29 protein-coding genes are annotated in these 26,383 nt (G+C 60.1%); 16 read left to right on the top strand and 13 right to left on the bottom strand.

What is annotated here, in order from left to right:
• Positions 1-154: 154 nt before the first annotated feature.
• From I5L03_RS08155 to I5L03_RS08095, 13 genes are all read left to right on the top strand, one after another.
• Positions 155-604 carry a GatB/YqeY domain-containing protein gene (locus tag I5L03_RS08155; RefSeq protein ID WP_197921244.1) on the top strand — a complete coding sequence of 150 codons (450 nt, stop codon included), beginning with the start codon at positions 155-157 and terminating at the stop codon, positions 602-604.
• Positions 605-736: 132 nt separating this feature from the next.
• On the top strand, positions 737-1,471 hold the full coding sequence (locus I5L03_RS08150) for a hypothetical protein (RefSeq protein ID WP_197921243.1): 735 nt from the start codon (positions 737-739) through the stop codon (positions 1,469-1,471).
• 31 nt (positions 1,472-1,502) lie between these two features.
• Positions 1,503-3,392, top strand: a complete 1,890-nt coding sequence (dnaG, locus tag I5L03_RS08145; RefSeq protein ID WP_197921242.1) for a DNA primase — start codon at positions 1,503-1,505, stop codon at positions 3,390-3,392.
• A 10-nt stretch (positions 3,393-3,402) separates the two neighbouring features.
• Positions 3,403-5,424: an RNA polymerase sigma factor RpoD gene (gene rpoD / locus I5L03_RS08140; RefSeq protein WP_197921241.1), complete on the top strand. Its 2,022-nt coding sequence runs from the start codon at positions 3,403-3,405 to the stop codon at positions 5,422-5,424.
• Positions 5,425-5,455: 31 nt separating this feature from the next.
• Positions 5,456-6,013 (top strand): DUF2059 domain-containing protein, encoded by a 558-nt coding sequence (locus I5L03_RS08135; RefSeq protein WP_197921240.1) that lies wholly within the window; start codon positions 5,456-5,458, stop codon positions 6,011-6,013.
• A 20-nt stretch (positions 6,014-6,033) separates the two neighbouring features.
• Positions 6,034-6,576 (top strand): pseudouridine synthase, encoded by a 543-nt coding sequence (locus I5L03_RS08130; RefSeq protein ID WP_197921239.1) that lies wholly within the window; start codon positions 6,034-6,036, stop codon positions 6,574-6,576.
• A gap of 114 nt (positions 6,577-6,690) precedes the next feature.
• Positions 6,691-7,122 carry a ribose 5-phosphate isomerase B gene (gene rpiB, locus I5L03_RS08125; protein ID WP_197921238.1) on the top strand — a complete coding sequence of 144 codons (432 nt, stop codon included), beginning with the start codon at positions 6,691-6,693 and terminating at the stop codon, positions 7,120-7,122.
• An 11-nt stretch (positions 7,123-7,133) separates the two neighbouring features.
• Positions 7,134-8,441, top strand: a complete 1,308-nt coding sequence (glyA, locus tag I5L03_RS08120; RefSeq protein ID WP_197921237.1) for a serine hydroxymethyltransferase — start codon at positions 7,134-7,136, stop codon at positions 8,439-8,441.
• 2 nt (positions 8,442-8,443) lie between these two features.
• Positions 8,444-8,674 carry a hypothetical protein gene (locus I5L03_RS08115; RefSeq protein ID WP_197921236.1) on the top strand — a complete coding sequence of 77 codons (231 nt, stop codon included), beginning with the start codon at positions 8,444-8,446 and terminating at the stop codon, positions 8,672-8,674.
• A 6-nt stretch (positions 8,675-8,680) separates the two neighbouring features.
• The gene (gene nrdR / locus I5L03_RS08110) at positions 8,681-9,157 is read left to right on the top strand and encodes a transcriptional regulator NrdR (RefSeq protein WP_197921235.1); all 477 of its coding nucleotides are present in this window, start codon (positions 8,681-8,683) and stop codon (positions 9,155-9,157) included.
• Positions 9,141-9,872 carry an RNA methyltransferase gene (locus I5L03_RS08105; RefSeq protein WP_197921234.1) on the top strand — a complete coding sequence of 244 codons (732 nt, stop codon included), beginning with the start codon at positions 9,141-9,143 and terminating at the stop codon, positions 9,870-9,872. The genes nrdR and I5L03_RS08105 overlap by 17 nt, the downstream gene beginning before the upstream one ends.
• Positions 9,873-10,044: 172 nt before the next feature.
• On the top strand, positions 10,045-10,659 hold the full coding sequence (rpsD, locus tag I5L03_RS08100; protein WP_197921233.1) for a 30S ribosomal protein S4: 615 nt from the start codon (positions 10,045-10,047) through the stop codon (positions 10,657-10,659).
• Between the two features lie 112 nt (positions 10,660-10,771).
• The gene (locus I5L03_RS08095; protein ID WP_197921232.1) at positions 10,772-10,945 is read left to right on the top strand and encodes a hypothetical protein; all 174 of its coding nucleotides are present in this window, start codon (positions 10,772-10,774) and stop codon (positions 10,943-10,945) included.
• 6 nt (positions 10,946-10,951) lie between these two features.
• Here the strand turns inward: I5L03_RS08095 and I5L03_RS08090 are convergent, their stop codons facing one another.
• The 12 genes from I5L03_RS08090 to I5L03_RS08035 all read right to left on the bottom strand — a co-directional run bounded on the left by I5L03_RS08090 (position 10,952) and on the right by I5L03_RS08035 (position 21,969).
• Positions 10,952-11,224 carry a chorismate mutase gene (locus I5L03_RS08090; protein WP_197921231.1) on the bottom strand — a complete coding sequence of 91 codons (273 nt, stop codon included), beginning with the start codon at positions 11,222-11,224 and terminating at the stop codon, positions 10,952-10,954.
• A 60-nt stretch (positions 11,225-11,284) separates the two neighbouring features.
• Positions 11,285-13,264 (bottom strand): S9 family peptidase, encoded by a 1,980-nt coding sequence (locus I5L03_RS08085; RefSeq protein WP_197921230.1) that lies wholly within the window; start codon positions 13,262-13,264, stop codon positions 11,285-11,287.
• A 32-nt stretch (positions 13,265-13,296) separates the two neighbouring features.
• Positions 13,297-14,439: a tRNA guanosine(34) transglycosylase Tgt gene (gene tgt, locus I5L03_RS08080; RefSeq protein WP_197921229.1), complete on the bottom strand. Its 1,143-nt coding sequence runs from the start codon at positions 14,437-14,439 to the stop codon at positions 13,297-13,299.
• Positions 14,429-15,382, bottom strand: a complete 954-nt coding sequence (locus I5L03_RS08075; protein ID WP_197921228.1) for a DUF481 domain-containing protein — start codon at positions 15,380-15,382, stop codon at positions 14,429-14,431. Before I5L03_RS08075 ends, tgt begins: the two co-directional genes overlap by 11 nt.
• Positions 15,383-15,485: 103 nt before the next feature.
• Positions 15,486-16,049, bottom strand: a complete 564-nt coding sequence (locus I5L03_RS08070; RefSeq protein WP_197921227.1) for an outer membrane beta-barrel protein — start codon at positions 16,047-16,049, stop codon at positions 15,486-15,488.
• Positions 16,050-16,175: 126 nt separating this feature from the next.
• Complete coding sequence (locus I5L03_RS08065; RefSeq protein ID WP_197921226.1) at positions 16,176-16,943, bottom strand: ABC transporter permease; 768 nt, start codon at positions 16,941-16,943, stop codon at positions 16,176-16,178.
• Positions 16,940-17,893, bottom strand: a complete 954-nt coding sequence (locus I5L03_RS08060; protein ID WP_197921225.1) for an ABC transporter ATP-binding protein — start codon at positions 17,891-17,893, stop codon at positions 16,940-16,942. The genes I5L03_RS08065 and I5L03_RS08060 overlap by 4 nt, the downstream gene beginning before the upstream one ends.
• Positions 17,894-18,017: 124 nt before the next feature.
• Positions 18,018-19,046, bottom strand: coding sequence for a tRNA preQ1(34) S-adenosylmethionine ribosyltransferase-isomerase QueA (queA, locus tag I5L03_RS08055; protein WP_197921224.1), 1,029 nt, complete (start codon positions 19,044-19,046; stop codon positions 18,018-18,020).
• A gap of 20 nt (positions 19,047-19,066) precedes the next feature.
• Positions 19,067-19,753, bottom strand: a complete 687-nt coding sequence (locus I5L03_RS08050; protein ID WP_197921223.1) for a peptidylprolyl isomerase — start codon at positions 19,751-19,753, stop codon at positions 19,067-19,069.
• A gap of 101 nt (positions 19,754-19,854) precedes the next feature.
• Positions 19,855-20,367: a pantetheine-phosphate adenylyltransferase gene (gene coaD, locus I5L03_RS08045; RefSeq protein ID WP_197921222.1), complete on the bottom strand. Its 513-nt coding sequence runs from the start codon at positions 20,365-20,367 to the stop codon at positions 19,855-19,857.
• Between the two features lie 432 nt (positions 20,368-20,799).
• Positions 20,800-21,714, bottom strand: coding sequence for a polyprenyl synthetase family protein (locus tag I5L03_RS08040; RefSeq protein ID WP_197921221.1), 915 nt, complete (start codon positions 21,712-21,714; stop codon positions 20,800-20,802).
• 6 nt (positions 21,715-21,720) lie between these two features.
• On the bottom strand, positions 21,721-21,969 hold the full coding sequence (locus I5L03_RS08035; protein WP_234035146.1) for an exodeoxyribonuclease VII small subunit: 249 nt from the start codon (positions 21,967-21,969) through the stop codon (positions 21,721-21,723).
• 60 nt (positions 21,970-22,029) lie between these two features.
• Between I5L03_RS08035 and I5L03_RS08030 the strand changes: the two genes are divergently transcribed.
• The 3 genes from I5L03_RS08030 (at position 22,030) to I5L03_RS08020 (ending at position 25,501) form a co-directional block, all read left to right on the top strand.
• The gene (locus I5L03_RS08030; protein ID WP_197921219.1) at positions 22,030-22,434 is read left to right on the top strand and encodes a DUF2177 family protein; all 405 of its coding nucleotides are present in this window, start codon (positions 22,030-22,032) and stop codon (positions 22,432-22,434) included.
• A 146-nt stretch (positions 22,435-22,580) separates the two neighbouring features.
• Positions 22,581-24,818: a phosphoribosylformylglycinamidine synthase subunit PurL gene (gene purL / locus I5L03_RS08025; protein WP_197921218.1), complete on the top strand. Its 2,238-nt coding sequence runs from the start codon at positions 22,581-22,583 to the stop codon at positions 24,816-24,818.
• Positions 24,815-25,501, top strand: coding sequence for a nitroreductase family protein (locus I5L03_RS08020; RefSeq protein ID WP_197921217.1), 687 nt, complete (start codon positions 24,815-24,817; stop codon positions 25,499-25,501). The genes purL and I5L03_RS08020 overlap by 4 nt, the downstream gene beginning before the upstream one ends.
• Here the strand turns inward: I5L03_RS08020 and serB are convergent.
• The gene (serB, locus tag I5L03_RS08015; RefSeq protein ID WP_234035145.1) at positions 25,498-26,379 is read right to left on the bottom strand and encodes a phosphoserine phosphatase SerB; all 882 of its coding nucleotides are present in this window, start codon (positions 26,377-26,379) and stop codon (positions 25,498-25,500) included. The two genes, I5L03_RS08020 and serB, sit on opposite strands and share 4 nt — an antisense overlap.
• Positions 26,380-26,383 lie beyond the last annotated feature (4 nt).

Genomic DNA, 26,383 nt, shown 5'->3' with positions numbered 1-26,383 from the left:
GTGGCTCCCGTGAATCAGTTGGACCGGCAATGTGTGCTAAGTCCCAGCGGCTAAGCGCCCGTGCCCCTCCCGTCAAGCGCAACACTTGGCTTATTTGGCAGGCAGCCTACATGGAGCGCGAAACATCCACAGATTCGCATTGGGAAACGAAACGATGCTGCGCGACACGATCAAGACCGAAACCGTCACCGCCATGAAGGCCAAGGACAAGGAACGCACCGCCGCGCTGCGCCTCATCTCGGCCAAGATCAAAGATCGCGATATCGAAATGCGCGGCAAGGATGTGCCGGATGACGATGCGATGGTGATCGACGTGCTGCAGAAAATGGCCAAGCAGCGCCGCGAAAGCATCCAGATGTATGAAGACGGCGGCCGCACCGAACTCGCCGCGCAGGAAAAGCAGGAACTCGCCGTGATCGAGGAATTCCTGCCCCAGCAGATGAGCGAGGCGGAAACCAAGGCCAAGATCGAAGAGATCAAGGCCGAGCTGGGCGCCGAGGGCATGAAGGACATGGGCCGCGTGATGGGCGAGTTGAAAAAGCGCCACGGCACCGAGCTCGACATGGGCCGAGCCAGCGGCTGGGTGAAGGAATCGCTTAGCTAAGCTCGCGCTTCCGAAAAGCTACTGGCGGATTAACCATCAAAGTGATGGTTAAGGGGAACCGGCGATCATAGCCGCGGGTTTTCGTGATCAATACCAGCGCCCGAAAGGCGCGATGATCATGAGGAAATGCAAATGAAACGCCGTTTTGCTCTGCCTGCCGCCGTCTCTGCCCTGACACTCGCCCTCGCCGCCTGCGGTGATGAGCCTGAACTCGATGAGACGACCGAACTCGCCGCAGAAGACGAGGATGTGGAAGTCGCCGCCCAGTCGCGCGATGTGACGGACTTCGCCGATCTGGAGCTTGGCGCGAAGATCGTCGGTCCCCAAGGCCCCGAAGTGAAATCGCGCATGGTGAATGCAGAGGCCGCCTTTGCAGATATCACCTCCTACGTCGCCTGCCCGCTCGGCATGGACCCGTGCGATCCGGCCACCGCGCCCGAAGGCACGATTTTCACCTATGTCCACATCGTCTATCCGGGCGAGGACAATGATCCCACCACAGGCAGCGGCGATGGCAATGACAGCAGCGATGTCGAGACAATGGAAGCCTTCCGCATGACCATGCCCAGCCACGGCTTCACCGGCGTGGCGGGTTACTCCATTGCCGAGGCGCAGGCCGCTCTTGGCGAAATCGGCACGATCGTCGTCTCCTGTCATGAAGGCGGCATCGCCTGGACCGTAGAGGAAGGCGATGGCGGCGATCAGTGGGAACAGGCAGAGCCAATCACCTTCTTCTGGCAAAGCACCCTGCCCCCGGCCGGCCCGTCCGAGGCGTATGAAGTCTTCGCCAATTACACCGCCGCACAGGGCCCCGGCCCCTATCCGGCAGCGGATGAAACCGTGACAAACGCCTGCGCCGTGGGTTGAAGGAATCGCGCCATGCGCCCAAGGATGGGCCATGGCGCTTTCCCCGCAATGGCTGGATGAACTCAAGAGCAGGATTACCCTCTCCACGCTCATCCAGCGCGATGTTAAATTGCAGCGCGCGGGGCGTGAGTGGAAAGCGTGTTGCCCATTCCACAATGAGGCGACGCCCAGCTTTTACGTGAACGACCAAAAGGGCTTCTACCACTGCTTCGGCTGCCAGGCACATGGCAGCGCCATCGACTGGATGATCGAGCAGCGCGGCCTGCAATTCATAGATGCGGTGAAGGAGCTAGCGGCAGAGGCGGGGATGGATGTCCCCGCCCCCGATCCCCGCGCCGCCGAACGCGCGGAGAAGCGGGCGAGCCTTCATGACGTCATGGAGGCAGCGCAGAACTGGTTTGTCGCGCGGCTGGCATCCGACGAAGGTGTTGGCGCGCGGCAATATCTGGAGCGGCGCGGCCTGTCCCAGCGCATGATCGAGCACTTCGGCTTCGGCTATGCACCCGATGACAAGACCTCGCTCAAAAAAGCACTCAGCCAGTTTGACGAGACAATGCTGGTCGAGGCGGGCCTGCTGATCGAGGTCGAGGACAAGATCCCCTATTCCCGCTTTCGTGGCCGGGTGATGCTCCCCATTCAGGATGCCCGCGCGCGCGTCATCGCCTTTGGCGGACGCATCCTCGAAGACCGCGATGGTGTCGCGAAATACCTAAACAGCCCGGACACGCCGCTCTTCGACAAGGGACGCAATCTCTACAATCTTCACCGTGCAGGGCCTGCTAGCCGCAAAAGCGAACGCGTGATTGCGGTCGAGGGCTATATGGACGTGGTTGCTCTCGCGCAGGCAGGCTTCGAAGATGCCGTCGCGCCCATGGGCACCGCCCTCACCGAGCATCAGGTCGAATTGCTCTGGCGCATGGCGGATAAGCCAGTGCTGTGCTTCGATGGCGATGCTGCGGGCAAACGTGCCGCGATGCGCGCTGCAAGCCGCACCCTGCCCCTGCTTCGCCCCGGCTACTCCCTGCAGATCGTGCAATTGCCCGCCGGACTCGATCCCGACGATCTGATCAAGCAGCAGGGCGCAGAGGCGATGGAGCAATTGCTCGGCAATACGAAATCGCTGCTCGATCTGATCTGGGAGCATGAGAAAGACGCACAGCCGCTCAATTCGCCGGAGGACAAGGCGGGGCTCAAAGCGCGTTTGATGGATCACGTTGATACGATCGAGCATCCCGACATCAAATCGCTCTATCGCCGAGAGCTGCTTGATCGCTACGGCGCTTTCGCTTTCCCGCCCAAGGAGTTCAAGCGCGGCGGCTTCCAGCGCGGCGCAGCCTTTGGCAGACCGCAGATAGAGCGCGCATCTCCCGAAGTTGTCGGACAGTTGCGCCGCGCGGCCGGCGGCGCCTTTCGCGACCAGCTGACGCAAGCGGTTCTGCACGGTTTCCTGCGCTACCCGCGCGAGATCCATCGCCACGCCGACGCTCTTTTAAGTCTCAGCAAGAGCGATAAGCGTCTGGCCGAAACTGTGGATTTCCTTCTCGATAACGCACAAGCGCTTGAAGCTGGGCGCGAATTGCCCATATCACCTTCAAAGGTCCTGCCGCCGCCGCCGGATAAAGCCCGTTTCTCCTTCCTCAGCGAAGGTTCCGATCCAGGCGTCGCGAGGGAGGAACTGGCTGAAGCCGTTTCGCTGCTGGTTGAGAAACCGGCAATCGATGCGGCTATTGCTGCAGCCACCAAACGGTTCGACACAGACCCCGAAGGGGCATTTGCGGAGCAGCAACGGCTTCGCAAACGAAAGCTGGAAATCGAAACGCGTCTGGGGCACATGGCAAGGAAACGTGCTGCCGCGCAGGCAGAGGCAAATTTATCGCCGGGTGAAAGTGTTTCCACCGCAGGCGAACAGGAAACGGATTGACGATCTGAATATGGCTTCCACCGCGAAAAAGAAAAAGCAGACCGAAGACGCTCCGCTGATCGATTTGAACGAGTCTTCGCTCAAGAAGATGATCGCGAAGGCAAAGCGCAAGGGCTACATCACCTATGATGAGCTGAATGAAGCGCTACCCAGCGACCAGATGAGCGCCGACCAGATCGAGGACATCCAGACGGCCCTGTCCGATATGGGTGTGCAGATCGTCGAAAGCGCGGAAGATGCCGAGGATGATGACGATGGTCCGGAGGAGATCGCTCCGACCGGTTCGGAATCAACCGATGCCGCCGCCAAGAAGAACGTCCCTGAAAAGAAGAAATCGACTGCGAGCGAAGGCCGCACCGATGATCCTGTGCGCATGTATCTGCGCGAAATGGGACAAGTGGAACTTCTCAGCCGCGAAGGCGAAATCGCCATTGCCAAGCGTATCGAGGCTGGCCGTGACACCATGATCATGGGTCTGTGCGAAAGCCCGATCACCTTCCACGCCATCATCATGTGGTCCGAAGCGCTCAACAATGAAGAAATGCAGCTGCGCGAGATCCTCGATCTCGATGCCATGCTGTCCAAGGAGCCTCCCGTCGACAAGATGGAGGAAGGCGCCGAAGACGACGACGATGGCGAGATTTCGGAAGAAACCGCCGGTCCCACCATCCGCGACGATGACGATGATGACAGCGAAGATGAAGATGGTGATGATGAGGACGGCGAAGGCTCGTCCAAGAAGGATGATGACGAGGACGAGGACAACACCATGTCCCTCGCTCAGATGGAAGCGGCGCTGAAGCCGGACGCCATCGAACGCTTTGCCCGCATCACCAGCCTGTTCAAGAAGTTCGAAAAGCTGCAGGCCGAACGCGTCGACGTGCTCGGCGCTGGAGAAGCTTTCCCGAAGGCCAAGGAAAACAAGTATGAAAGCCTGCGCGAAGAGCTGACCGCCGAAGTCGAAAGCGTGCAGTTCCATGCGACCAAGATCGAATATCTCGTCGACAATCTTTACGCCTTCAACCGCCGCCTTACCGCGCTCGGTGGCCAGATGCTGCGCCTCGCAGAACGCCACAAGGTGAAGCGCATCGACTTCCTGCAGTCCTATGTCGGCAATGAGCTTGACGAAGGCTGGATGAAGGAAAAGGCGAAGAAGGACAAAAAGTGGGCCGCTTTCGCCGAGAAAGAGGCCGACGCAGTCGAGCGCATTCGTGCCGAGATCGCCGATATCGCCAGCCAGACCGGCATGAGCCTCACCGAATTCCGCCGCATCGTGAACATGGTGCAAAAGGGCGAGCGTGAGGCACGTATTGCCAAGAAGGAAATGGTCGAGGCGAACCTGCGCCTCGTGATCTCGATCGCCAAGAAATACACCAATCGCGGCCTGCAATTCCTCGACTTGATCCAGGAAGGCAATATCGGCCTGATGAAGGCGGTCGATAAGTTCGAATACCGCCGCGGCTACAAATTCAGCACTTATGCCACGTGGTGGATCCGGCAGGCGATCACCCGCTCGATTGCCGACCAGGCGCGCACGATCCGTATCCCGGTCCACATGATCGAGACGATCAACAAGCTAGTACGAACGAGCCGCCAGTTCCTGCACGAGCAGGGCCGCGAACCAACGCCGGAAGAAATGGCAGAACGCCTGTCCATGCCGCTCGAAAAAGTGCGCAAGGTGATGAAAATCGCCAAGGAGCCGATTTCGCTCGAAACGCCGATCGGCGACGAGGAAGATTCACACCTCGGCGATTTCATCGAGGACAAGAACGCCATTATCCCCGTGGATGCGGCGATTCAGGCAAACCTCAAGGAAACCGTCACCCGCGTCCTCGCATCGCTCACCCCGCGTGAAGAGCGCGTGCTGCGCATGCGCTTCGGCATCGGCATGAACACCGATCACACGCTAGAAGAAGTCGGACAGCAGTTCTCGGTGACGCGCGAACGTATCCGCCAGATCGAAGCGAAGGCACTGCGCAAGCTCAAGCATCCGAGCCGGTCACGGAAGATGCGGTCTTTCCTGGATCAATAGACATCGGCAGTTGATTTCCAAGGGGATCACCATGAAAATCGTTTCCGCTCTCGCCGCCGCGGCGTTCGCCGTGGCCCTGCCTTCGGCTGCGCAGTCGCAAGAAGCTCCCTCTGCCGCCAGCGAAACGATAGAGATGCAGCTCGCGCATCAGATCCTCGGCACCGCCTATCCTGAGGATGTCCGCGAGCCGATGTTCATGGCTGTCAGCGAACAAATGGAGCAGCAGGTCATGGCTTCAGTTATGCAACAGGTCGGGGATGCACCCGCCGGGGCTCGCGCAGTGATACGCGAGTGGCAGGATTCTGTTACAAGCGAACAGCGCGAAATCCTTCGCCGCCATATTCCCTCGCTAATGCAGGCATGGGCCGTATCTTATGCAAGTATTTTCAGCGAGGAGGAATTGCGCGACATCCTCGCATTCGTGCAGACCGATAGCGGTGCCAGTTTCATGCTGAAGACGAACGATGTAATCTCCGATCCCGCGTTCGCGACAGCCAATCAGGCCTACATTAATGAGACTATGGCCCTTATGCTGGAACGCATGCCGGATCTGATCCAGGGCTTGGTTGCAGCTAGCGAGACGGATTAGGGAGTGCGGGCCAAAATGCCATGTCCCGCCTGATCCTTTTCAACAAACCGATGAACGTGCTGTCGCAGTTCACCGACCGTGGCAGCCCGACCGCGCGTGCGACACTCTCCGACTTTATCGATGTGCCGGGTGTCTACCCCGCAGGCAGGCTCGACCGCGATAGCGAGGGGCTGCTGCTTCTCACGGATGACGGGCGGTTGCAGGCGCGGATTGCCGATCCGAAGTTCAAGCTGGAGAAGACCTACCTCGTGCAGGTGGAGGGCGAGCCCGACAACGTCGCGATCCGCAAGCTTTGCGATGGCGTGGAGCTAAAAGAGGGCCGCACCCGCCCTGCCCGCGCCGAGCGCATCGCCGACCCGCAGCTTTGGCCGCGCGACCCTCCGGTGCGGTTCCGCAAGAATGTGGCCGATAGCTGGCTGCGCCTCACAATCCGCGAAGGCAAAAACCGGCAGGTGCGCCGGATGACCGCAGCTGTCGGTCACCCGACCCTAAGGCTTGTGCGCTGGAGCATTGGCGAACACTCGCTCGACGGCCTTGCTCCGGGCGAGTGGCGGGAAGCCTGACGCCACCGATAAACGCGCTTTCGCGGCGGCGATCGATGCACCACCGACCTTTGGCGGTGCAAAATCAACGCCAAAAGGGTGGAGAGAATCGCTTGCCTTCCCTATGCCCTTCGCATGCGTATCGCCATCGCCTCAGACCATGCCGCAACCGAGCTGAAAGCCGAATTGCGCGACTGGCTTATCGAACAGGGTCACGAAGTGGCCGATCTTGGAACGGATCCGGGCGAAAGCGTCGACTATCCGGATTGCGGCTTCAAGCTGGCGGACGTCGTCGCGGACGGCACGGCAGAACGCGGTATCGCGCTCTGCGGCAGCGGGATCGGCATTTCCATGGCGGTCAATCGCAATCCGGCAGTGCGCTGTGCGCTCGTGTCAGAGCCGCTTTCGGCAGCCCTTTCGCGCGAGCACAATGATGCGAATTGCATCGCCATGGGCGCGCGCCTGACGGGTGTTGAAATGGCGAAAGCCTGCGTCACCGCATTTCTCGAAACCGAGTTCGCCGGCGGCCGCCATCAGCGCCGCGTGGACAAGCTCGCCAATTCATAAAGGCTGACATCATGGCTACCCAGGAAATCACCGCGCCCAATATGGATCGCTTCTGGAATGACGATCTGGCGGCTGCCGATCCCGATATCGCTGCGGCGATCGACAAGGAACTCGCGCGCCAGCGCGACAAGATCGAGCTGATTGCGAGCGAGAATATCGCCTCGAAAGCCGTGCTCGAAGCGGCAGGCAGCGTCTTCACCAACAAATATGCCGAAGGCTATCCGGGCAAGCGATACTACGGCGGCTGCGACTATGCCGATGTGGTTGAAAACCTTGCGATTGAGCGGGCATGCGAATTGTTCGATTGCAATTTCGCCAATGTGCAGCCGAATTCGGGCAGCCAGATGAACCAGGCCGTGTTCCTCGCTCTGCTGCAGCCGGGCGATACTTTCATGGGTCTGGACCTAAATTCGGGCGGTCACCTGACGCACGGCTCTCCCGTCAACATGTCGGGCAAGTGGTTCAATCCCGTCGCCTACGGTGTTCGCAAGGACAGCGAAGAGATCGACATGGACGAAGTCATGGCGATCGCGAAGGAGCACAAGCCCAAGCTGATCATCGCGGGCGGCACCGCCTATTCGCGCATCTGGGACTGGGAAGCGTTCCGCAAGGTTGCCGATGAAGTCGGTGCGTACCTGATGGTCGATATGAGCCACATTTCCGGCCTTGTCGCAGGCGGCGCGCATCCCTCGCCTTTCCCGCATGCCGATGTGGTGACTTCCACCACGCATAAGAGCCTGCGCGGCCCACGTTCAGGCATTATCCTGTGGAATGACGAGAAGTATACCAAGCCGATCAACATGGCGGTTTTCCCCGGCATGCAGGGCGGCCCGCTGATGCATATCGTCGCGGCCAAGGCTGTTGCATTCCGCGAAGCGCTTCGCCCCGATTTCAAGGATTACGCGCATGCCGTGGTCGAGAATGCCCGCGCACTTGCTGCGAGCATCGAGGACAACGGCCTGCGCATCGTATCGGGCGGAACCGACAATCACTCCATGCTCGTCGATCTTACCCCGATGGATGTCACCGGCAAGGCGGCGGAGAAAGGCCTCGATCGCGCCTACCTCACCTGCAACAAGAACGGCATTCCGTTTGACACGCGCAGCCCCTTCGTGACGTCAGGCATTCGCCTCGGCACGCCCGCGGGCACCACGCGCGGATTCGGGCCTGAAGAATTTCGCAAGATCGGTGCTATGATCGTGCAGGTTGTAGAAGGCCTGAGTCGCAATGGCGATGATGGCGATGCTGAGGTGGAAGAGCGCATTCGCCGCGAAGTCGGCGAGCTGTGCGCAGGCTTCCCCGTTTATCCAGGAATGTAATCATGGCGAATGATCCGCGAAAGTCAGATGACGATATCGACCGCTATATCCTGAAGGATGCTGTCGAAGAGGCGAAAGCAATGGGCCGCGAAGGGATGCAGCATCCTTCGACAAAGCCAGTGCTGATCGGCGCAGGCGTCGGAGCTGTAGCAGGCGGGCTACTGCTCGGCGCGTGGCCAATTGGCCTCGCTGCTGGTGCAGGCTTCATGCTCTACAAGCGCGTGAGACCGTAACGCCCGATGCGATGCCCATTCTGCGCGCATGAAGACAGTCAGGTCAAAGACTCGCGCCCTACAGAAGACAACACGGCGATCCGCCGCCGTCGCCAGTGCGAAGGCTGCGGCGCGCGCTTCACGACGTTCGAGCGCGTCCAGCTACGCGACGTGACCGTCGTCAAATCGGGCGAGAAAGGCGGTGAGCCCCGCCGCGAGCCGTTCGATCGTTCCAAGATCGAGCAGTCAGTCGCCCTCGCCTGCCGCAAGCGCGATATCGAACAGGAACGGATCGACCAGCTCGTGTCCGGCATCCAGCGCCAAGTGGAGACCGCCGGCGAAAGTGAAATCCCCGCAAGCCGCATCGGCGAAATGGTAATGGACGGCCTGCGCCAGCTCGACAGCGTCGCCTATATCCGCTTCGCCAGCGTCTATCGCGATTTCAGCGAGGCAAAGGATTTCCAGGAATTTGCCAGCACGGTTCGCGATGTCGGGGCTGAGTAACACTCCGGTCATCGTGCTCGTCCGCCCGCAGCTGGGCGAGAATATCGGCAAGGCGGCGCGGGCTATGCTGAACTTCGGTTTTGCCGAAATGCGCCTTGTCGCACCGCGCGATGGGTGGCCCAATCCGTCCGCAGGCCCCTCTGCATCGGGTGCCGATATCGTGCTTGAGAATGCCAGGGTTTTCGATACCACGGCAGAGGCGGTGGCGGATTGCGCGCATGTCTACGCGACCACGGTGCGAAAGCGCGGTGTGACCAAGCCTGTTCTCACACCGGAAAGGGCCGCACGCGAAGTGGGGCAGCAGGAGGGCAAGAGCGCCTTCCTGTTCGGGCCGGAGCGGTCTGGCCTGGAAACCGATGATGTCGCCCTCGCCCGCACGATCGTCACCGCGCCGATCAACCCGGAGTTTGGCTCGCTCAACCTCGCGCAGGCGGTGATCCTTGTCGCTTACGAACTGTCCAAGACCGCTGATCTCCACATTCCCACCGAAGAAGAATTGCTTCCCCCAGCCCCGCAGGAAGAGCTGGAGGGGCTCATCACCCATCTGGAAACAATGCTGAAGCCAAAAGGCTACTTTTTTCCGAAGGATCGCGCCGAAGCCACAAGGCGCACGCTGCGCGGAGTCATAACCAAGCCGGGCTGGAACCATCTCGAAGTGCGCACCTTGCGCGGCGTGCTGTCAGCTCTCGAAAAGCCGCCACGCAAGGTCGATTGAGGCCCAAGAACCCTTGACTTTACGCCTCGCGTAGCTAAATGCGCGCCTTCGCTGAAATTGGCCCCGCACCCCGGTGAAGCGGTGGCCGCATCATGGATTTCGCCATGATGGTGCGATGCCGGGTTGAATGGTCGTCATGTGGACGATCCAGTGAATTGAAAGGAATCGACTTATGTCGAAGCGTACACGTGCGAAGCACAAACTTGACCGCCGGATGGGTGAAAACATCTGGGGTCGCCCGAATTCCCCGGTCAACAAGCGTTCCTACGGTCCTGGCCAGCACGGTCAGCGCCGCAAGGGCAAGATGTCCGACTTCGGCCTGCAGCTGCGCGCCAAGCAGAAGCTGAAGGGCTATTACGGCGACGTAACTGAAAAGCAGTTCAAGGCAACCTACAAGGATGCGAGCCGCATGAAGGGCGACACAGGCATGAACCTGATCGGCCTGCTCGAGCGTCGTCTCGACATGATCGTATACCGCGCCAAGTATGCGCCGACGATCTTCGCCGCGCGCCAGCTCGTTTCGCACGGCCACATCAAGGTGAACGGTGTGAAGTGCAACATCGCCTCGCGTCGCTGCGACGTGGGCGACGTGATCTCGCTGGGTGACAAGGCCAAGGAAATGGCACTGGTCATCGAAGCGCAGAGCCTGCCCGAGCGTGAAATTCCTGACTATGTAGTCGTGGACGGCAACGACAAGGTTACATTCAGCCGCGTCCCGTCGCTCGACGAAGTGCCCTACCCGGTGCAGATGGAACCGAACCTCGTGGTCGAGTTCTACTCGCGCTAGTCGGAGCCAACCGAGCGACAAAAAGGGGCGGTCCTTCGGGGCCGCCCTTTTTCGTTTCGGCCTGTCGCAAATTCGGGAACTTTCCCGGCTTTTTAGGTATTTACGTATCGCTATGACCCAATATCGCTTCGTCACCGAAAAGCGCCAAGGCAAGTGGTACGACCGCCTCAGTCAGGCGCAGGCCTATGCCGAGCGTATCGGCGCAGGTTTTCTCGATGCGAAAGGTCGTTTCGTTGCCTATCGTGGGACGATTTTGGAGAAGCGGGAGAAACCGCTGACTGCTTGAGCAGGCTTAGTCGCGCGTCCGATCCCACTCGTCGAATTCATAGGCGATCGAGCCTTCGACGAGAGTTTCCCAGATATCCGCTATCACCTGTTCGGGAATGCCCGCCTTGCGCGCCTCTTCCACCGCCGCAGCGATGACCGACGCCTTGCGATCCTCATCACGAACCGTGTCGCGGCTCGGCTTGATGCGTGCAGCTGCGCGCATATAGCCAAAGCGCGTGGCCAGCAGCGAAACAAGCTCGCGATCAAGCGCGTCGACACCTTCGCGCACGTCCGTCATCGTGGCGCATTTTTCCGGAGCAAGGGGCAAGGAGAAAAGCCTTATCGGTTTCGATTGGGACTAGTCGCCTAGATGCTCTGCAAGGAAGCTGTCAATCGCCAGCAACATGTCCCGGCGCACTTCCCCGTGATCAAGATAATGATCGTAACCATCGAACTCGACATAGGTCACATCGGCACCGGCATTTTGCAGCCGGTTTTCCATCCGCCGCGACTGTTCGTGATCGACATTGATGTCATCCGTGCCGTGAAAAAGAAGGACCGGGGACTGGAAGCTTTCGGCATTCTCAGCCGGGCTGCCTTCATCGACATGGGGGCCATCACCCACGAAGCGGCGAACGACCTGGAAATTGGTGTAGGCGCGCGCCTGCTCGACCAGCAAGTCGAGATCGGTTACCGGCGCGATGCCGACCACAGCCTGATACAGATCAGGGTTCAGCACCTGCGATTGCAGCGCTGCGTAGCCGCCATAGGACCAGCCCACCACGCCGAGGCGTTCGGGATCGGCGATACCTTCGCTCACCAGCCAGCGACCCGCATCGTTCACGTCACCGACGGCCGTTTCCCATGCCTGGAAGCCATTGCGACCAAACCAGTCTTCACCATATCCGGCTGAGCCGCGAAAGTTGGGCTGCAGAACCGCATAGCCACGCGCAGCGAGGAACTGGACCATCCAGTCGAAACCCCACTCATCGCGGGCTCCCGGGCCGCCATGCGGCATTACAACAGCGCCGATCGGACCTTCTGCACCGGTTGGCATAGTCAGATAACCGGGAATCTCCGTGCCGTCTGCAGCGGGAAAAGTGATCGCGCGCATGGGCGCCATCGGCAATTCGGAGACATGATCGCGAAACGGCAACACGGGAGACATCGACATTGAGTCGAGCTCAAGCAGATATGTCATGCCCGGATCGACATCGCTGGAAGCGACCACGAGCAGCGTATTCTCATCGGCAGAGGCATCGGCGATCCCGATGAGCGGGTTGCCTGGCAACGCGTCCTGCAACTGGCCAGCCAGCCTCTCCAGATCGGGATCGAAATACTCCACCTGCCGCTTTTCGGTCGCATAGGTCACACCGACCACGCGCTGCTGGCGACCGATCCGGATCAGGCCGTCGACATCGACATCGTCCCGCGCCAGGACAAGCTCCGGCGTTGCGCTGCCATCGAGTGGCACGCGGTAAAGCGCGTCGAAGCCATTTCGGCTTTGGAAACCGAAGGCCGAATTGCTGGCCGCGTCGACCGCGATGGGGCGGAAGCCTGACAGGTCGCCCTCAAACGCGTTCCAGCGATTCGAGCCAGCTTCGCGATAGTAATATTCGGTCTCTCCAGTCAGCCGGCCGACATTGTTCCGCAACCTGCGGATTTTCAGGCGGATTTCCCCATTGTCGTCGGCGATATAGGCAGAGGCGAATTCGTCCGGGCTTTCCACTGTGCGCCGACGGTTGCGGCTAACATCCACCATTTCCACGCCAAGTCCTGGATCTGTATTCGCCAGACGCGTACCGCGCGTATCCTCTTCAAGGAATTGGCGTGTCATCAGGATGCGGTTTTCCTCACCCTCCACATCGAGCGAGACGACCGAGCCGCCATCTTGCATGATGCCGTAAGATCTTGACGAGCGGCGAGAGGTCAAAAGCTGCGGGTCTTCGCCTTCGACAGCAGGAATGGAAAGCATGCGCGAATAGTAGATCGGCGTGCTGCCATCGACGCGCGCAAAACCGATGATTTCGCAAACGAGCCACTGCTCATTTGCCCAATTGCATTCGGTCAGCTCTGCGTCAGGCTCATTCAACGTGCTCAGCAGGCGCGGCTCCGCCGTTCCGTTCAGGTCGATTGTATAAAGCAGCTCTGCCGTGCCGTTATCGGATGTGATGTAGGCAATCTGCGCGCCGGATGGCGACAGGCTGATATCGAGCACTGTCGGCCGCGCACCGAAACGGGCGGCCAGATCCTCTGCTTCACTCGTCTGTGCAATCGCAGGCGGAGTGTGCGCTAGCGCTAAAATGGAGGCGGCAGCCCCCAAGGCTTTCAGTGTCATAGAATTCCCCTCTTGAAGGGAATCGTAGCGAACTAAGCCTTGTTTGCAAGGTAGTTAAGGCGGAAACCCTTGGCGAAATCAGCGAAATTTCCCGCGCTAATGGCATCGCGCATCGTCTGCATCAAATGCTGGTAAAAGGAAATATTGTGCTCTGTCAGCAGCATTGCGCCAAGGATTTCACCGGACTTGTGCAAGTGATGTAGGTATGCGCGTGAATAATTCGTGCAGGTCGGGCAATGGCACTTTTCGTCGAGCGGTCCGGTGTCTTCTTTATGCCTCGCATTGCGCAGATTGACGGGACCGCTCCAGGTAAAGCCCTGCCCGTTTCGCCCGGAACGCGTTGGCAGGACGCAATCGAACATATCGACACCACGCTCCACCGCGCCGACCAGGTCATCGGGCTTGCCGACACCCATTAGATAGCGCGGCGCATCCTCTGGCAGCATGTCAGGCGCATAATCGAGCACGCCAAACATCGCCTCCTGCCCTTCCCCAACCGCCAAGCCGCCAATCGCATAGCCATCGAAGCCGATCTCGCGCAGCGCCGCTGCCGACTGGCCGCGCAGCTCTTGATTGAGCGCGCCCTGCTGAATGCCGAACAGGGCGGAACGAGATGCATGCTCCTGCCCGCTGGCGAACCCGTCACGGCTGCGCTTTGCCCAGCGCATGGAAAGCTCCATGCTCTCGGCGATTTCTTTCATGGGACGATCAGCGCGCGGGCATTCGTCAAAGGCCATCACGATGTCACTGCCGAGCAAGCGTTGGATTTCCATGCTGCGCTCAGGCGTCAGCATATGCTTCGAGCCATCGATATGGCTTCGAAATTCGACGCCCTTTTCGGTAAGTTTGCGCAAGTCCGAAAGGCTCATCACCTGATAGCCGCCGCTATCGGTCAGGATCGGGCGATTCCAGCGCATGAATTCGTGGAGGCCCCCGAGCCGTGCGATCCGCTCCGCACCGGGTCGCAGCATCAGGTGGTATGTATTGCCGAGAATGATATCCGCGCCGCTCGCGCGCACATCCTCAACCTTCATCGCTTTGACCGTCGCGGCTGTGCCGACAGGCATGAAAGCAGGCGTGCGGATCGTGCCGCGCCGCATCTCGATCTGGCCCGCGCGTGCCTTGCCGTCGGTCGCTGAAACCGTGAAGCGGAAACGGGGCTTGTCAGAAGCCATAGATCAGCGTGAACCTGGTCAGCGTGTCGGTGCTCACCGCGCCAGCGGGCGGATTGCTGTCATATTCGATGGTCCACGAAACCCGCGCTGTCAGGCTATCGCTGATGCCTGCCTCGATACCAGTGACGGCGGAGAGGCTGGTGTTGGAGCCATCGACGATCAACAGCGCTTCGCCGCCCGTTTCAACGGTGGAATTGGCATCCTGCGTGAATTTGATGGAGTCGCTCACTTGCCAGTCGAAATCGAGACCAACCAAGCCAGCGAGGCGGCTGGTGGATGTCCCGTCGACAAATTCTGTCACGCGGTAGGCAGGGCCTGCCTTGACGGAAAATTCGACCGCATCGCTATCGATCACCCGGTAGCCGAGGCCGCCTGACGCCGAATAGCGCGCGGAGAAACCCTGCCGACTGTCCCGCTCGAACTGCGCAAGGCCGAAAGCGAAAAGGCGCTCATTAATCTGGTAGCGGGGTTCATACAGGATCTGGAATTGTTCGCGCGAGGTCACACCTTCGGCACGGCGATAGTCGGCAGCCGCGCGCAGGCGGTGCTCCCAATCGATGCCTTCGCGCTCGAGCTGGAGCGCGGCGGTGACACCGAATTCATCACTATTGCCGGTCGACTGAAAGCCGCCGATCTGGCCCTGCCCGCTCCAGTTATCGAGCAGGCCTGCTTGCCGAATCTCGGCCTCCTCAGCGGCTGCGGTTTCAGCTGCGAGAGCGGCCTGCTGCTCCTGATAATCCGTCCAGATCGCGTCGATCTGCGCCCTTTCTTCTGGAAAGGCCGCGCGCGCTGCATTCATTACAGCTTGCACATCATCGGCATCGCCATTGGCGATCGCGGCATCTATCATCGCGCGCGCAGCGTCTGGCAGTTGGTCATCTTGCGCCGCCGCAGGAGAGGCCAAAACAAGCAGTGCAAGCGCATAGAGAGGCTGTTTCGTCATGAGCCGCTCGCTAGCGTCTCGTCTCCCGCTTCGCCAGCCCCAAAAGCGAAAGGCCGGCCCCGCGAATAGCGAGACCGGCCCTTAAACTGTTTAGCTCAAACGATTAGAAGCGCAGGCCAAAACCAGCGGTTGCACGCGCGGAGTCGAAACCAATAGTGTCGACATTGACGCGCAGGAAAGTGGTCTCACCAAGCGGGAATTCCGCACCCGCACCAACCAGGTAGTCGCCAGCGGTATCGTCGATGCCGACAAAATCATCGTCGGTCACTTCAACGCCGGGAATCTCGATGATGTTGGCGAAGTCGAGGTTCACTTCCTGGTAGCCACCGCGAAGGTAATATTTCGCGCCGCCTGCATCACGGATACCGATACGGGCCGATGCGCCATATTCGGAATCGACAGCGTCGGTGCCGATGTGGAAATTGGCTTCTGCGCCGATGAAGAAATTGCCGCCAGCGAGGAAATCGACGCCAGCGAAGCCGCCGACGATTGCGCTGCCGTCATTGATTTCGACGCCCGGGAATTCATCTTCCACTTCGCCTTCAACGCTCAGGTCGTGATAGCCACCCGAAACGCCGATGAAGGGCTCTGCCTGCTGCGCGTGAGCGGCGGCGGGAATGGCGAGCGCCGCTGCTGAAGCGGCAAGAGCAAATACGGTCTTTTTCATGTTCTGTTTCCCTGCAAATTGTGCAGTCCGGAAATATCGGACTGACCGCGCATTGCTCCCGCGATGCTTGCTCGATTCTGAATGAAACTTACAGGTCGATGAAACGATGTTTCAGTCCGACAAGCGTCATTCGCGAAGGCGCCATCCGGTTTTGAAGATCCAGGCAATGATACCGACGCAGATCAGCAAAAACGCGACAGTTGCGCCGAGTGAAACCGCAATCGGGAAGTCCGACTGGCCGAGGAACGTCCAGCGCAGGCCGTTCACCAGATAGACCACCGGATTGATGAGCGAAACGGAGCGCCACGGCTCCGGCAAAATGTCGATCGAATAGAATGTCCCGCCAAGGAATGTGAGTGGCATCAGGATCAGCAGCGGCACGATCTGCAGCTTTTCGAAGCTATTCGCCCACAGCCCGATGATGAAGCCCAGCAGCGAAAATGTCGCCGCGACGAGCAGGATATAGAAGAATGCCAGCACCGGATGCGCGATCTCATAATCGATAATCAGCGCCGCCGTACCCAAGATCACCGCTGCGAGAATCAGCGATTTCGCTGCTGCCGCTCCGACGAACCCAACCAAAGTCTCGACCACGCCCACGGGAGCCGAGAGCAACTCGTAAATCGCGCCGGTGAATTTGGGCATATAGATGCCGAAGCTCGCATTGCTGGTGCTTTCGGTCAGCAGCGTCAGCATCAGCAGACCGGGAACGATGAAGCTGCCGTACTCAACCCCGCCCGGAAGCTCCATGCGGCTGCCGATCGCCGCGCCGAAAACGACAAGATAAAGCGACGTGGTGATGACAGGCGAGAGGATCGATCCGAAGGCCGTACGGAACATCCGCATCACTTCGTTCTTCCAGATGGCGTAGGCCCCGCGCAGATTAAGCGTCATTGCACAGTCTCCTTCGCCTGGTTGTCTTCGACCAGGTCGACGAAAATATCCTCCAGCGTGCTGTCGCGGGTTTCGAGGCCGGTATAGGTGAGGCCTTCGCGGACGAGTTGCTGCGCCAGATCGGCGATTTCGCGCTTGCCTTTCCCTGTTCCGTCACCGCCTCGATAGACCAGGCAGGTGCCCTCGCCTTCAAGATGCAGCGGATACTTCGTGAGTGTTGCGGGTACCTCTGCCAGCGGCTTTTCGAGGGTGAAATGCGCCTCCGTCCGACCAAGCCGCGCCATGATCGAATCCTTGTCGTCGACCAGAAGGATCTGGCCCTTGTTGATTACACCGACCCGGTCGGCCATTTCCTCGGCTTCTTCGATGTAATGAGTGGTGAGGATGATGGTGACCCCGCGTTCGCGCAGCGCGTCGATCTGCCGCCACATATCGCGGCGAAGCTCCACATCGACACCGGCGGTCGGTTCATCAAGAAAAAGCAGTTCGGGCTCATGCGCCAGCGCCTTGGCGATCATCACGCGGCGCTTCATTCCGCCTGACAGTTCGCGGATCGATACATCGCGCTTATCCCACAGGCTGAGGCTCTTCAGCACCTCCTCGACGCGCGCCTCATCAGGCGGGAAGCCGAACATGCCGCGCGAATAGCGGACCTGCCGGATCACCTTGTCGAACATGTCGAAGCTGAGTTCCTGCGGAACCAGGCCCACACGCTGGCGAATGGCTTTCCAGCTCTTGGAGAGATCCTTTCCGAAGACCTCGATCGAGCCTCCCGTCGGCCGCACCATGCCGCAGACAGAACCGATCAGCGTCGTCTTGCCCGCACCATTGGGCCCGAGGAGCGCGAAAATCTCTCCCTTGCGGATTTGCAAATCGACGTTCGTGAGCGCCTTGACGCCGCCCGCATAGGTCTTGTCGAGACCGCGAATATCGAGAATGACGTCAGACATCGCCATGAGGTGGCGTTCTGCAACTCAAATGGCAAGGGCCCACCCTCAAACCCCTGCCGCAAGCGGGAGGGGAGCGAGACTTGCCGAGCCGCAGGCGAGGCTTAGTCACAGCGGGGTGGGCAATTTAGGGGATGAGAAGGCTCGAATCGCCGTAGCTGTAGAAGCGGTATTTTGCGGCAATGGCATGGGCGTAGGCGGCCATCATGCGGTCACGCCCCATCAACGCGCTCACCAGCATCATCAGGGTCGATTTGGGCAGGTGAAAATTGGTCATGAGGCCATCAACCGCGCGGAAATTGTAGCCGGGCGTAATGAAGATATTGGTGTCGGCTTCGAAGGGCTGGATCGTGCCGTCTTCCCAAGCCGCACTTTCCAGCGTGCGCAGGCTCGTCGTCCCGACCGCGATAATCCGTCCGCCCGCAGCACGCGCCGCGTTCAGCCGCTCTGCGACATCAGCAGTGATGCGGCCCCATTCGCTGTGCATCTGGTGATCGTCCGTATCATCCGCTTTTACCGGCAGGAAAGTGCCCGCTCCGACATGCAGCGTGATGGTTTCGCGCTGGATGCCCCGCTCATCGAGCGCCGCAATCAATTCCGGTGTAAAGTGCAGAGCGGCCGTGGGCGCAGCTACAGCACCGTCCTCCACGGCAAACATGGTCTGGTAATCGGAATAATCGCGCTCATCCGTCGGGCGTTTTCCGGCGATGTAGGGCGGCAGTGGCATAGTGCCTGCCCGGTCGAGCAACACCTCGACCGGCTCCTCGCCTTCGAACGCAAGCGTGATGGAGCCATCCGAGTGCCGCTCTTCGGCAATCGCCGTGACACCGCCTCCGAAAACAAGCTGATCGCCTTCGCGAACGCGTTTCGCATTGCGGATGAAGGCCTGCCAGCGCCGCAGATCGATCCGTTTGTGCAGCGTCGCCCCGATCCTGGCGTCACCCCTGCGCCCCTCAAGCTGGGCGGGAATAACGCGCGTATCGTTGAACACCAGAACGTCGCCGGGTTCGAGCAGCTGCGGCAGGTCGCGCACCGTGTGATCGTCGAACGGCGCATCACCTTTGGCCACCAGCATTCGCGCAGAATCACGCGGCTGCACGGGCCGCAGAGCGATCAGCTCCTGCGGCAGCTCAAAATCGAAGAGATCAACGCGCATTTGCGCTGCTGCTCAGAAAATCAGAATTCGCCGTTGAGCATGTCGAGCGTGATTTCGCCCTCATCCTCTTCCGCAGCGTCCGCGCCCGGCATCATCTGCGGGATGTTGTCCGCTGCGATCGAGGCCTGGAGAATGCGCGTCGGGTTCGCAGGCGGCTCGCCGCGCTGGATGGCATCGACTGCGGGCATGTTGTGGATGACGCGGCCGAAATTGGTGTACTGCCGATCCCACGCGAAATGGGGGTAGAACACGATAAAGAACTGGCTGTTCGCGCTGTCATTATCGTTCGGCAGGCGCGCCATGGAAACGGTGCCGCGAATGTGCGGAAGGAAGTTGAATTCCTCTTCCAGATTGGGAAGCGAGGTCTCGCCGCGCCCGGTCTGCGCCATCAAACCATCGATCACGCGGTGAAACGGCACGCCATTGTAAAAGCCCTGGCGCGCCAGCGTCTTGATCCGCTCGACATGGTTGGGCGCCCATTGCGGGACGAGGCGAATGCCCACGCGCTCTCCGGTCGAAAGATCGAGAAACAGGATGTTTTGCCGATCTTGGTTCATATCGAAATTGACCTGCAACGGCATTTGCATCGCTTGCTCATTCGCAGCTTCGGCAGCCTGGTTTGCCGGTTGCAATTCTTCCTGCGCCATTGCCGGCGATGAAGTGAAAACAAGTGCGGCAGCAGCCGTCAGCGCGAATGTGCGAAACATAGATCCCGTCCGGATAGCAAAATTGGATATGGCGGCGGTTTAGAGCGGCGAGACTGACAGTTCAATGAACATGTTCGGCGCGGCGGTGGAGAGAAGCCCGGCTAAAGATCGCCCTTGCGACCGATTTTGGCGACCCGCGCGTCCACCAGTTCCTTCACCTGCGGCGCAACGAAAGGCGCGATGTCGCCGCCGTAGAGCGCAATTTCCTTCACCAACCGGCTGGCGATCGGCTGCAGCGAGATGTCGGCCATGAGGAACACCGTCTCAATAGAATCATCGAGCTGCTGGTTCATTCCCGCCATTTGATATTCATATTCGAAATCAGCCACAGCGCGCAGGCCGCGCACGATCACGCTTGCGCCCACATGCTCGGCGAATTTCATCAGCAGAGCGTCAAAACCCTGGATCTCGACATTGTCGAGCCCGAGCCGGTCTATCTCCGCGCGCATCATGTCCATCCGCTCGTCCGTAGTGAACATGGCGGTCTTGCTGGGATTGGTGGTGACACCGACGATCAGCTTGTCGACGAGCTTCGCGCCCCGCCGAATGATATCTGCATGGCCGAGGGTTACTGGGTCAAAGGTGCCGGGGTAGATGCCAATGCGGTCAGTCATGATCGACCTCTACAGAGGGTGGCGTCCAAACTGGCAGCCCATCGACATGACCCCTTTCCCACCAAGCGACACCCATTCCCGCCGGTTCGCTAGTTCGGTAACCTATCGTAACCATTGAACCGTCGACCGATTCAAATCCGCCATGATCCAGCCGTAGCCATCCTGCTGAGTCTGCGTTGTCATACCAAGCATCAGCACACCGCTGGTCGACATCAAACCGGACGGCTAGATCAGGCGCCATACCATCGTCAGCTTCTGACAATCTCGTTTGCAGAGCATCGGTAATGCGAGACACCTCACACTCTGGCATATGGGCCGTCGTCCGCGCCAGTTCGATCAATTCGATTTTAGCCTCGCTTGAAACTAGTCCCTCCGAAGATTGCGCACTGCATCCTGCAAGGACAGAAAAACAGGCCACTGCAACCCAACTATTCACCGATCCCGCTCCACGATAAAGGTCGCCAGCGCCCGCAGCAGGTCAGCTTCCTTGCCGTGCTGTGCCAAGTGGCCGATGGCCTGCTGAGCCAGTGCATGCGCCTGTGCGCGGGCATCTTCGACGCCCATCAGGCTGACGAACGTCGCCTTGCCCATGTCGGCATCCTTGCGCAGCGCCTTGCCGGCCTTCTCTTCGTCGCCTTCCTCATCGAGCAGATCGTCGGCGATCTGGAAAGCGAGGCCGATGTCCCGGGCGTAAGCGCGCAGATGACCGCGACCTTCTTCGGGCACTTTGCCGATGATTGCGCCCATTTCGACAGCAGCGCCGAGCAGCGCGCCGGTTTTGAGCTGTTGAAGGCGAGTGATGGTGTGAAGGTCGAAGTCCTTGCCTTCGGTCTCGGCGACGATGTCCATCATCTGACCGCCCGCCATGCCCTTATGGCCGCTGGCCGAAGCAAGCGCGTGGACGAGTTCGGCCCGTACGAAAGGATCTTCACTCACCTTGCGTCCGCCGAGGATCTCGAAAGCGAGGTCGTGCAGCGAGTCACCCGCCAACACGGCAGTCGCTTCATCGAATTCCTTGTGCAGCGTCGCCTTGCCGTGGCGCAGATCGTCATCGTCCATACAAGGCAGATCGTCATGGATCAGCGAATAGACGTGGATCGCCTCAAGCGCGCATCCGGCATACACCGCTGACGCGCGGCTCGCGCCATACATCTCGGCGACGGTTGCGACGAGCATCGGGCGCACCCGTTTCCCGCCGCCGATCGCTGCATAGCGCATGGCCTCGACCAGCCGCGCGGAATTGTCTTCGGGCACTGGCAGCAGGCTGTCGAAGGCATCGTCGATCTCGCGCTGGATGCGCTGAAGCCCTTGTGAAAGGATCGAATCCCCGGCGAGTTTCAAACCCATGCCTGATCAGCCCGCATCGAAGGGCTGCGTGCCCTTGGCGGTGCCGTCCGGTCCGGCAACGATCTTCTCGATCCGCTCCTGCGCTGCATCGAGCCGCGCCTGGCAATGCTGGCGCAATTTCTCACCGCGTTCATAGAGGTCTATGCTTTCGTCCAGCTTCGCCTCGCCGCTTTCCAGCTTGCGGACAACATCTTCCAGCGCGCGCAGCGCGTCTTCGAAGCTCATATTTGCGATATCGGGGGCGTTTTCTGCCATGCGCGCGACCATTGACGCTGACAGGCCCAAGGGTCAAGCTGGCGCATAAGGAGAGTGCCCATGTTGAAGTGGATTATTGCTTATGTCGCCGCTGCTGTGGCTTTCGGAGTGCTCGACTCCTTCTGGTTGCGGTGGGCGGGACCGAATCTGTACCGTCCCGTTATCGGAGAAATCCTCGCCGACAGTTTCCGCATGGGCCCAGCCCTCGCCTTTTATGGCATCTACATCGCAGGCATGGTTTATTTCGGCGTGCGCCCCGGTCTTGAAAGCGGCAATGTCTGGCTCGCCCTGCTGAATGGCGCGCTGGTTGGCGGCCTTTGCTATGCGACTTTCGATCTTACCAATCAGGCGGTGATGAAAGTGTGGGCCACGCATATCTCGATTGCCGATATTGCCTGGGGCACTTTTGCTACCGGTGTGGCGAGCGCCACAGCCTGCTGGGTGACATTGCGTGTTGCTGGCTGACAGCCGTTCGTCCTGAGCCTGTCGAAGGGAGAAAAGAGCTGACGCCATGGAGAGCGCCCTTCGACAGGCTCAGGACGAACGGAGGTGGGAATTTCAAACTCAAGGGGGCTGGCGGTTCGCGAAGCGCGCCGCTAAATGCGCGAGCCATGTCAGAAATCACTCCCGAAGTCGTCGCCCAGCACGGGCTATCCGAAGAAGAATACGACCGCGTCCTGAACGCGCTTGGTCGCGAGCCCAATCTTGTCGAGCTCGGCATCTTCTCGGTCATGTGGTCGGAGCATTGCTCCTACAAGTCCAGCCGCCTGCACCTGAAGAAGCTTCCTACCGAAGCGCCGTGGGTCATCTGCGGCCCAGGCGAGAATGCCGGCGTGATCGATATCGGTGACGGACAGGCTGCCATCTTCAAGATGGAGAGCCACAACCACCCTTCCTATATCGAGCCCTACCAGGGCGCAGCGACGGGCGTTGGCGGCATATTGCGCGACGTCTTCACCATGGGCGCGCGCCCGGTGGCGAATGCCAACGCTTTACGGTTCGGGCGCCCCGACCACCCGAAAATGCAGCACCTTGTCAAAGGCGTGGTTGCAGGCATCGGCGGCTACGGCAACTGTGTGGGCGTACCGACTGTCGCGGGCGAGACGAATTTCCACCCGGCCTATGATGGAAACATCCTCGTCAATGCGATGACGGTGGGCGTCGCGGATGCTGACAAGATCTTCTATTCGGCGGCCACCGGCGTCGGCAATCCGATCGTCTATGTCGGCTCCAAGACGGGGCGTGACGGTATTCACGGGGCGACCATGGCCTCTGCCGATTTCGAAGAAGATGCCGATGCGAAACGTCCGACAGTGCAGGTGGGCGACCCCTTCACCGAGAAGCTGCTGATCGAAGCCTGCCTCGAACTGATGGCGACCGATGCCATAGTCGCGATTCAGGATATGGGTGCGGCGGGCCTCACCAGCTCCAGCGTCGAAATGGCGACGAATGGCAAGGCGGGCATCCGTCTCGACATGGACAAGGTCCCCTGCCGCGAAGAGGGCATGACGCCCTACGAAATGATGCTGAGCGAAAGCCAGGAGCGCATGCTCATGGTGCTGAAGCCCGGCAAGGAAGCCATGGCGCAGGCCATCTTCGAGAAGTGGGAATTGGATTTCGCAGTCATCGGCGAAGTCACCGATACACGGCACATGGTGCTCGAATTCGGCGGCGAAGTCGTTTGCGACATCCCGCTTGGGCCACTGGCGGCAGATGCGCCCGAGTACGACCGCCCCTACCTCTCGATGGACGATTACATCGCATGGGCAGGTATCAAGCCTATGACCGATCGCCCGGACACGACTGATGTCGGTGGCGATCTCATCAAGCTGCTGGCCAGCCCCAATCTCGCCTCGCGCAGCTGGATCAGCCAGCAATATGACAGCCAGGTCGGCGCCGATACGCTGCAAACCGGCGGCGATGCGGGCGTTGTGCGCGTTCACGGTACGAAGAAGGCGCTCGCCATCAGCACCGATTGCACCCCGCGCTATGTCCATGCAAACCCCTACGAAGGGGGCAAACAGGCGATTGCCGAGGCCTATCGCAATCTCTGCGCCGTGGGTTCTCGCCCTCTCGCCGTGACGAACTGCCTCAACTTCGCCAACCCGCAGCGGCCCGAAATCATGGCGCAATTCGTCCACGCTCTCGAAGGCATGGGCAAGGCTTGCAAGTACCTCGATTTCCCAATCGTGTCGGGCAATGTCTCGCTTTACAATGAAAGCAAGGCGACCGGCGGCGGGAGTGCGATCCTACCAACGCCCGCCATCGGCGGCGTTGGCATCATCGACGATTACGATCAGATGATGACCATGCCGTTCAAGGCAGAGGGCGAAGCGATCTATCTGATCCATCCCGAAGCCTGGGCGACCGCCGATCCCGAACGCTCGCATCTCGGAAAGTCGCTGTGGCTGGACGTGGTCCATGGCCGCGACGAAGGCCGCGCTCCTCCGGTCGATCTGACCTACGAAAAGGCCGCTGGCCGCATCGTTCTCGAGCTCATCGCGGACGGGCTTGTCAGCGCCGTGCATGACATTTCCGATGGCGGACTTGCCGTGGCTCTCGCCGAAATGGCGATGTCCGGCGGGATCGGCGCGGAGATGCAGAAAGGCCATTCCGAGTACACCGACGCGCAGTGGTGGTTCGGCGAAGACCAGGGCCGCTACGTCATCACCGTCCCGGACACGCAGGCGCTCAACGAAGCACTCGCGAAAGGCACGGAGAATGACGAGACGGCCGCGGTCGGCTTTACCCGGATCGGTACGACAGGCGGCGAAACGCTTTTCGGCAAATCAGTCGAAGACATGCGCACCGCCCATCACAGCTTCTTCAAGGACTGGATGGAGGGGTGAGCGAGAAGCACCATCCGTTCCCCACATTGCCGGAACTGTCCGATGCGGAGCGCATCGCTCGGGCCGAGCAGACATACGAGCATCTGAGAACACGCCATTCCTGCCGTGATTTTGCCGATACGCCGGTGCCGCGCGAAGTGATTGAGAACGCCATTCTGGCGGCGGGGACGGCCCCCAATGGCGCCAACCACCAGCCTTGGCATTTCGCGGTCATTTCGTCGCCAGAGAAGAAGCGCGCGATCCGCGAGGCGGCCGAAGCTGAAGAGCGCAAATTTTATGGCGAGGATGGCGACAAGCCGAAAGCGTCGGAAGAATGGCTGAATGCCCTCGCGCCAATCGGCACCGATGCGAGCAAGCCCTATCTCGAGACCGCGCCTTGGCTGATTGCCTGCTTTGCCCAACGTACGGGCGGGATTGAAGAAGATGGCGAAACGCAGAATTATTATGTGAATGAAAGCGTCGGCATCGCCTGCGGGATGCTTATTACAGCTTTGCATGCGGCGGGTCTCGCGACACTCACGCATACGCCTTCACCAATGGGCTTTCTGCGCGATTTGTGTGGGAGGCCGAAGAATGAAAAGCCGCTGATGATCATTGTTGCCGGCCTGCCGGGTGAGAATGCGACCGTGCCCGATCATGCGATCCGCAAGAAGCCGCTCAGCCAGATTGCGAGCTGGCTCTAAGCCACCCAATCCTTCTCAGGAATTTCCAGCAGCTTCAGCAGGCTGGTCAGATCGCCGCGATCAACCCAGCCATTGGCTGCCGAGCGCGCCTTCGGCTTGGCGCGATAGGCGATACCGTAGGTCGAGGCTTCCAGCATCGGAATATCGTTCGCACCGTCGCCCGCCGCCATGCTCACCGCATTGTCGCCGAGAATGCCGAGTTCTTCCTCCAGCACCGATTTCTTGGTCGAACTGTCAGTGATGCCGCCGACCAGCCCGCCAGTCAGCTTGCTGTCAGCCACTTCGAGGCGATTACCTACAACGCGCTCGAAACCGAGCTGCTCGGCAACCACATCGGCGAAATGATGGAAGCCGCCGGTTACCAGCACCGTGCGGCATCCGCGTGTCTTGAGGGTTTCGACAAGCACGCGTGCGCCTTCATTCGGTGAAATGCGCTCCTGAAGGCAGCGGGTGATCGCGCTTTCCTCAAGTCCCTCAAGCAGCCCTACCCGCTCGCGCAGCGCGCTTTCAAAGTCGAGCTCGCCCTGCATCGCGCGCTCTGTAATCTCGGCGATTTTCTCTTTCAGCCCGGCATAGTCTGCCAGCTCGTCGATGCATTCCTGCCCGATCATGGTTGAATCCATGTCGGACACGAAAAGATGCGGCACGCGGATCGGTTCGCGGGCAATGATCGCATCGCTATGCGGGAAATGCGCAAGAAGCGCCTCACGAAAGGCCGCCATGTCATCTCCCGGGGACTCGATCTGCAACACGTCCCCGCAGAAATCGAGCATCGCCGCATGAGCGACAGGCGCCGAAGTGCTCGCCAGCTGCGCGGTCATTGCGTCGAGCCGGGTTTCCAGTGTGGCGGGGTCTGCTATCAGCCGGGTGATGAGCAAGTGG

The organism is Aurantiacibacter sediminis (genome assembly GCF_016019885.1).
GTDB lineage: Bacteria > Pseudomonadota > Alphaproteobacteria > Sphingomonadales > Sphingomonadaceae > Alteraurantiacibacter > Alteraurantiacibacter sediminis.
The sequence above is the reverse complement of the archived record's forward strand: the minus strand, read 5'-3'. Positions and strand labels throughout refer to the sequence as shown.

Excerpts from the sequence above, each read along its gene's own strand:
- rpoD (WP_197921241.1), top strand. The coding sequence starts at position 3,403 with ATGGCTTCCACCGCGAAAAAGAAAAAGCAGACCGAAGACGCTCCGCTG.
- I5L03_RS08065 (WP_197921226.1), bottom strand. The coding sequence starts at position 16,943 with ATGACGCTTAATCTGCGCGGGGCCTACGCCATCTGGAAGAACGAAGTG.
- dnaG (WP_197921242.1), top strand. The coding sequence starts at position 1,503 with ATGGCGCTTTCCCCGCAATGGCTGGATGAACTCAAGAGCAGGATTACC.
- I5L03_RS08150 (WP_197921243.1), top strand. The coding sequence starts at position 737 with ATGAAACGCCGTTTTGCTCTGCCTGCCGCCGTCTCTGCCCTGACACTC.
- I5L03_RS08030 (WP_197921219.1), top strand. The coding sequence starts at position 22,030 with ATGTTGAAGTGGATTATTGCTTATGTCGCCGCTGCTGTGGCTTTCGGA.
- I5L03_RS08050 (WP_197921223.1), bottom strand. The coding sequence starts at position 19,753 with ATGTTTCGCACATTCGCGCTGACGGCTGCTGCCGCACTTGTTTTCACT.
- I5L03_RS08035 (WP_234035146.1), bottom strand. The coding sequence starts at position 21,969 with ATGGCAGAAAACGCCCCCGATATCGCAAATATGAGCTTCGAAGACGCG.
- I5L03_RS08155 (WP_197921244.1), top strand. The coding sequence starts at position 155 with ATGCTGCGCGACACGATCAAGACCGAAACCGTCACCGCCATGAAGGCC.
- I5L03_RS08115 (WP_197921236.1), top strand. The coding sequence starts at position 8,444 with ATGGCGAATGATCCGCGAAAGTCAGATGACGATATCGACCGCTATATC.
- rpsD (WP_197921233.1), top strand. The coding sequence starts at position 10,045 with ATGTCGAAGCGTACACGTGCGAAGCACAAACTTGACCGCCGGATGGGT.
- I5L03_RS08090 (WP_197921231.1), bottom strand. The coding sequence starts at position 11,224 with ATGACGGACGTGCGCGAAGGTGTCGACGCGCTTGATCGCGAGCTTGTT.
- I5L03_RS08095 (WP_197921232.1), top strand. The coding sequence starts at position 10,772 with ATGACCCAATATCGCTTCGTCACCGAAAAGCGCCAAGGCAAGTGGTAC.
- I5L03_RS08105 (WP_197921234.1), top strand. The coding sequence starts at position 9,141 with ATGTCGGGGCTGAGTAACACTCCGGTCATCGTGCTCGTCCGCCCGCAG.
- nrdR (WP_197921235.1), top strand. The coding sequence starts at position 8,681 with ATGCGATGCCCATTCTGCGCGCATGAAGACAGTCAGGTCAAAGACTCG.
- glyA (WP_197921237.1), top strand. The coding sequence starts at position 7,134 with ATGGCTACCCAGGAAATCACCGCGCCCAATATGGATCGCTTCTGGAAT.
- coaD (WP_197921222.1), bottom strand. The coding sequence starts at position 20,367 with ATGACTGACCGCATTGGCATCTACCCCGGCACCTTTGACCCAGTAACC.
- rpiB (WP_197921238.1), top strand. The coding sequence starts at position 6,691 with ATGCGTATCGCCATCGCCTCAGACCATGCCGCAACCGAGCTGAAAGCC.
- I5L03_RS08135 (WP_197921240.1), top strand. The coding sequence starts at position 5,456 with ATGAAAATCGTTTCCGCTCTCGCCGCCGCGGCGTTCGCCGTGGCCCTG.
- queA (WP_197921224.1), bottom strand. The coding sequence starts at position 19,046 with ATGCGCGTTGATCTCTTCGATTTTGAGCTGCCGCAGGAGCTGATCGCT.
- I5L03_RS08060 (WP_197921225.1), bottom strand. The coding sequence starts at position 17,893 with ATGTCTGACGTCATTCTCGATATTCGCGGTCTCGACAAGACCTATGCG.
- purL (WP_197921218.1), top strand. The coding sequence starts at position 22,581 with ATGTCAGAAATCACTCCCGAAGTCGTCGCCCAGCACGGGCTATCCGAA.
- I5L03_RS08040 (WP_197921221.1), bottom strand. The coding sequence starts at position 21,714 with ATGGGTTTGAAACTCGCCGGGGATTCGATCCTTTCACAAGGGCTTCAG.
- I5L03_RS08085 (WP_197921230.1), bottom strand. The coding sequence starts at position 13,264 with ATGACACTGAAAGCCTTGGGGGCTGCCGCCTCCATTTTAGCGCTAGCG.
- I5L03_RS08070 (WP_197921227.1), bottom strand. The coding sequence starts at position 16,049 with ATGAAAAAGACCGTATTTGCTCTTGCCGCTTCAGCAGCGGCGCTCGCC.
- tgt (WP_197921229.1), bottom strand. The coding sequence starts at position 14,439 with ATGGCTTCTGACAAGCCCCGTTTCCGCTTCACGGTTTCAGCGACCGAC.
- I5L03_RS08075 (WP_197921228.1), bottom strand. The coding sequence starts at position 15,382 with ATGACGAAACAGCCTCTCTATGCGCTTGCACTGCTTGTTTTGGCCTCT.
- I5L03_RS08130 (WP_197921239.1), top strand. The coding sequence starts at position 6,034 with ATGTCCCGCCTGATCCTTTTCAACAAACCGATGAACGTGCTGTCGCAG.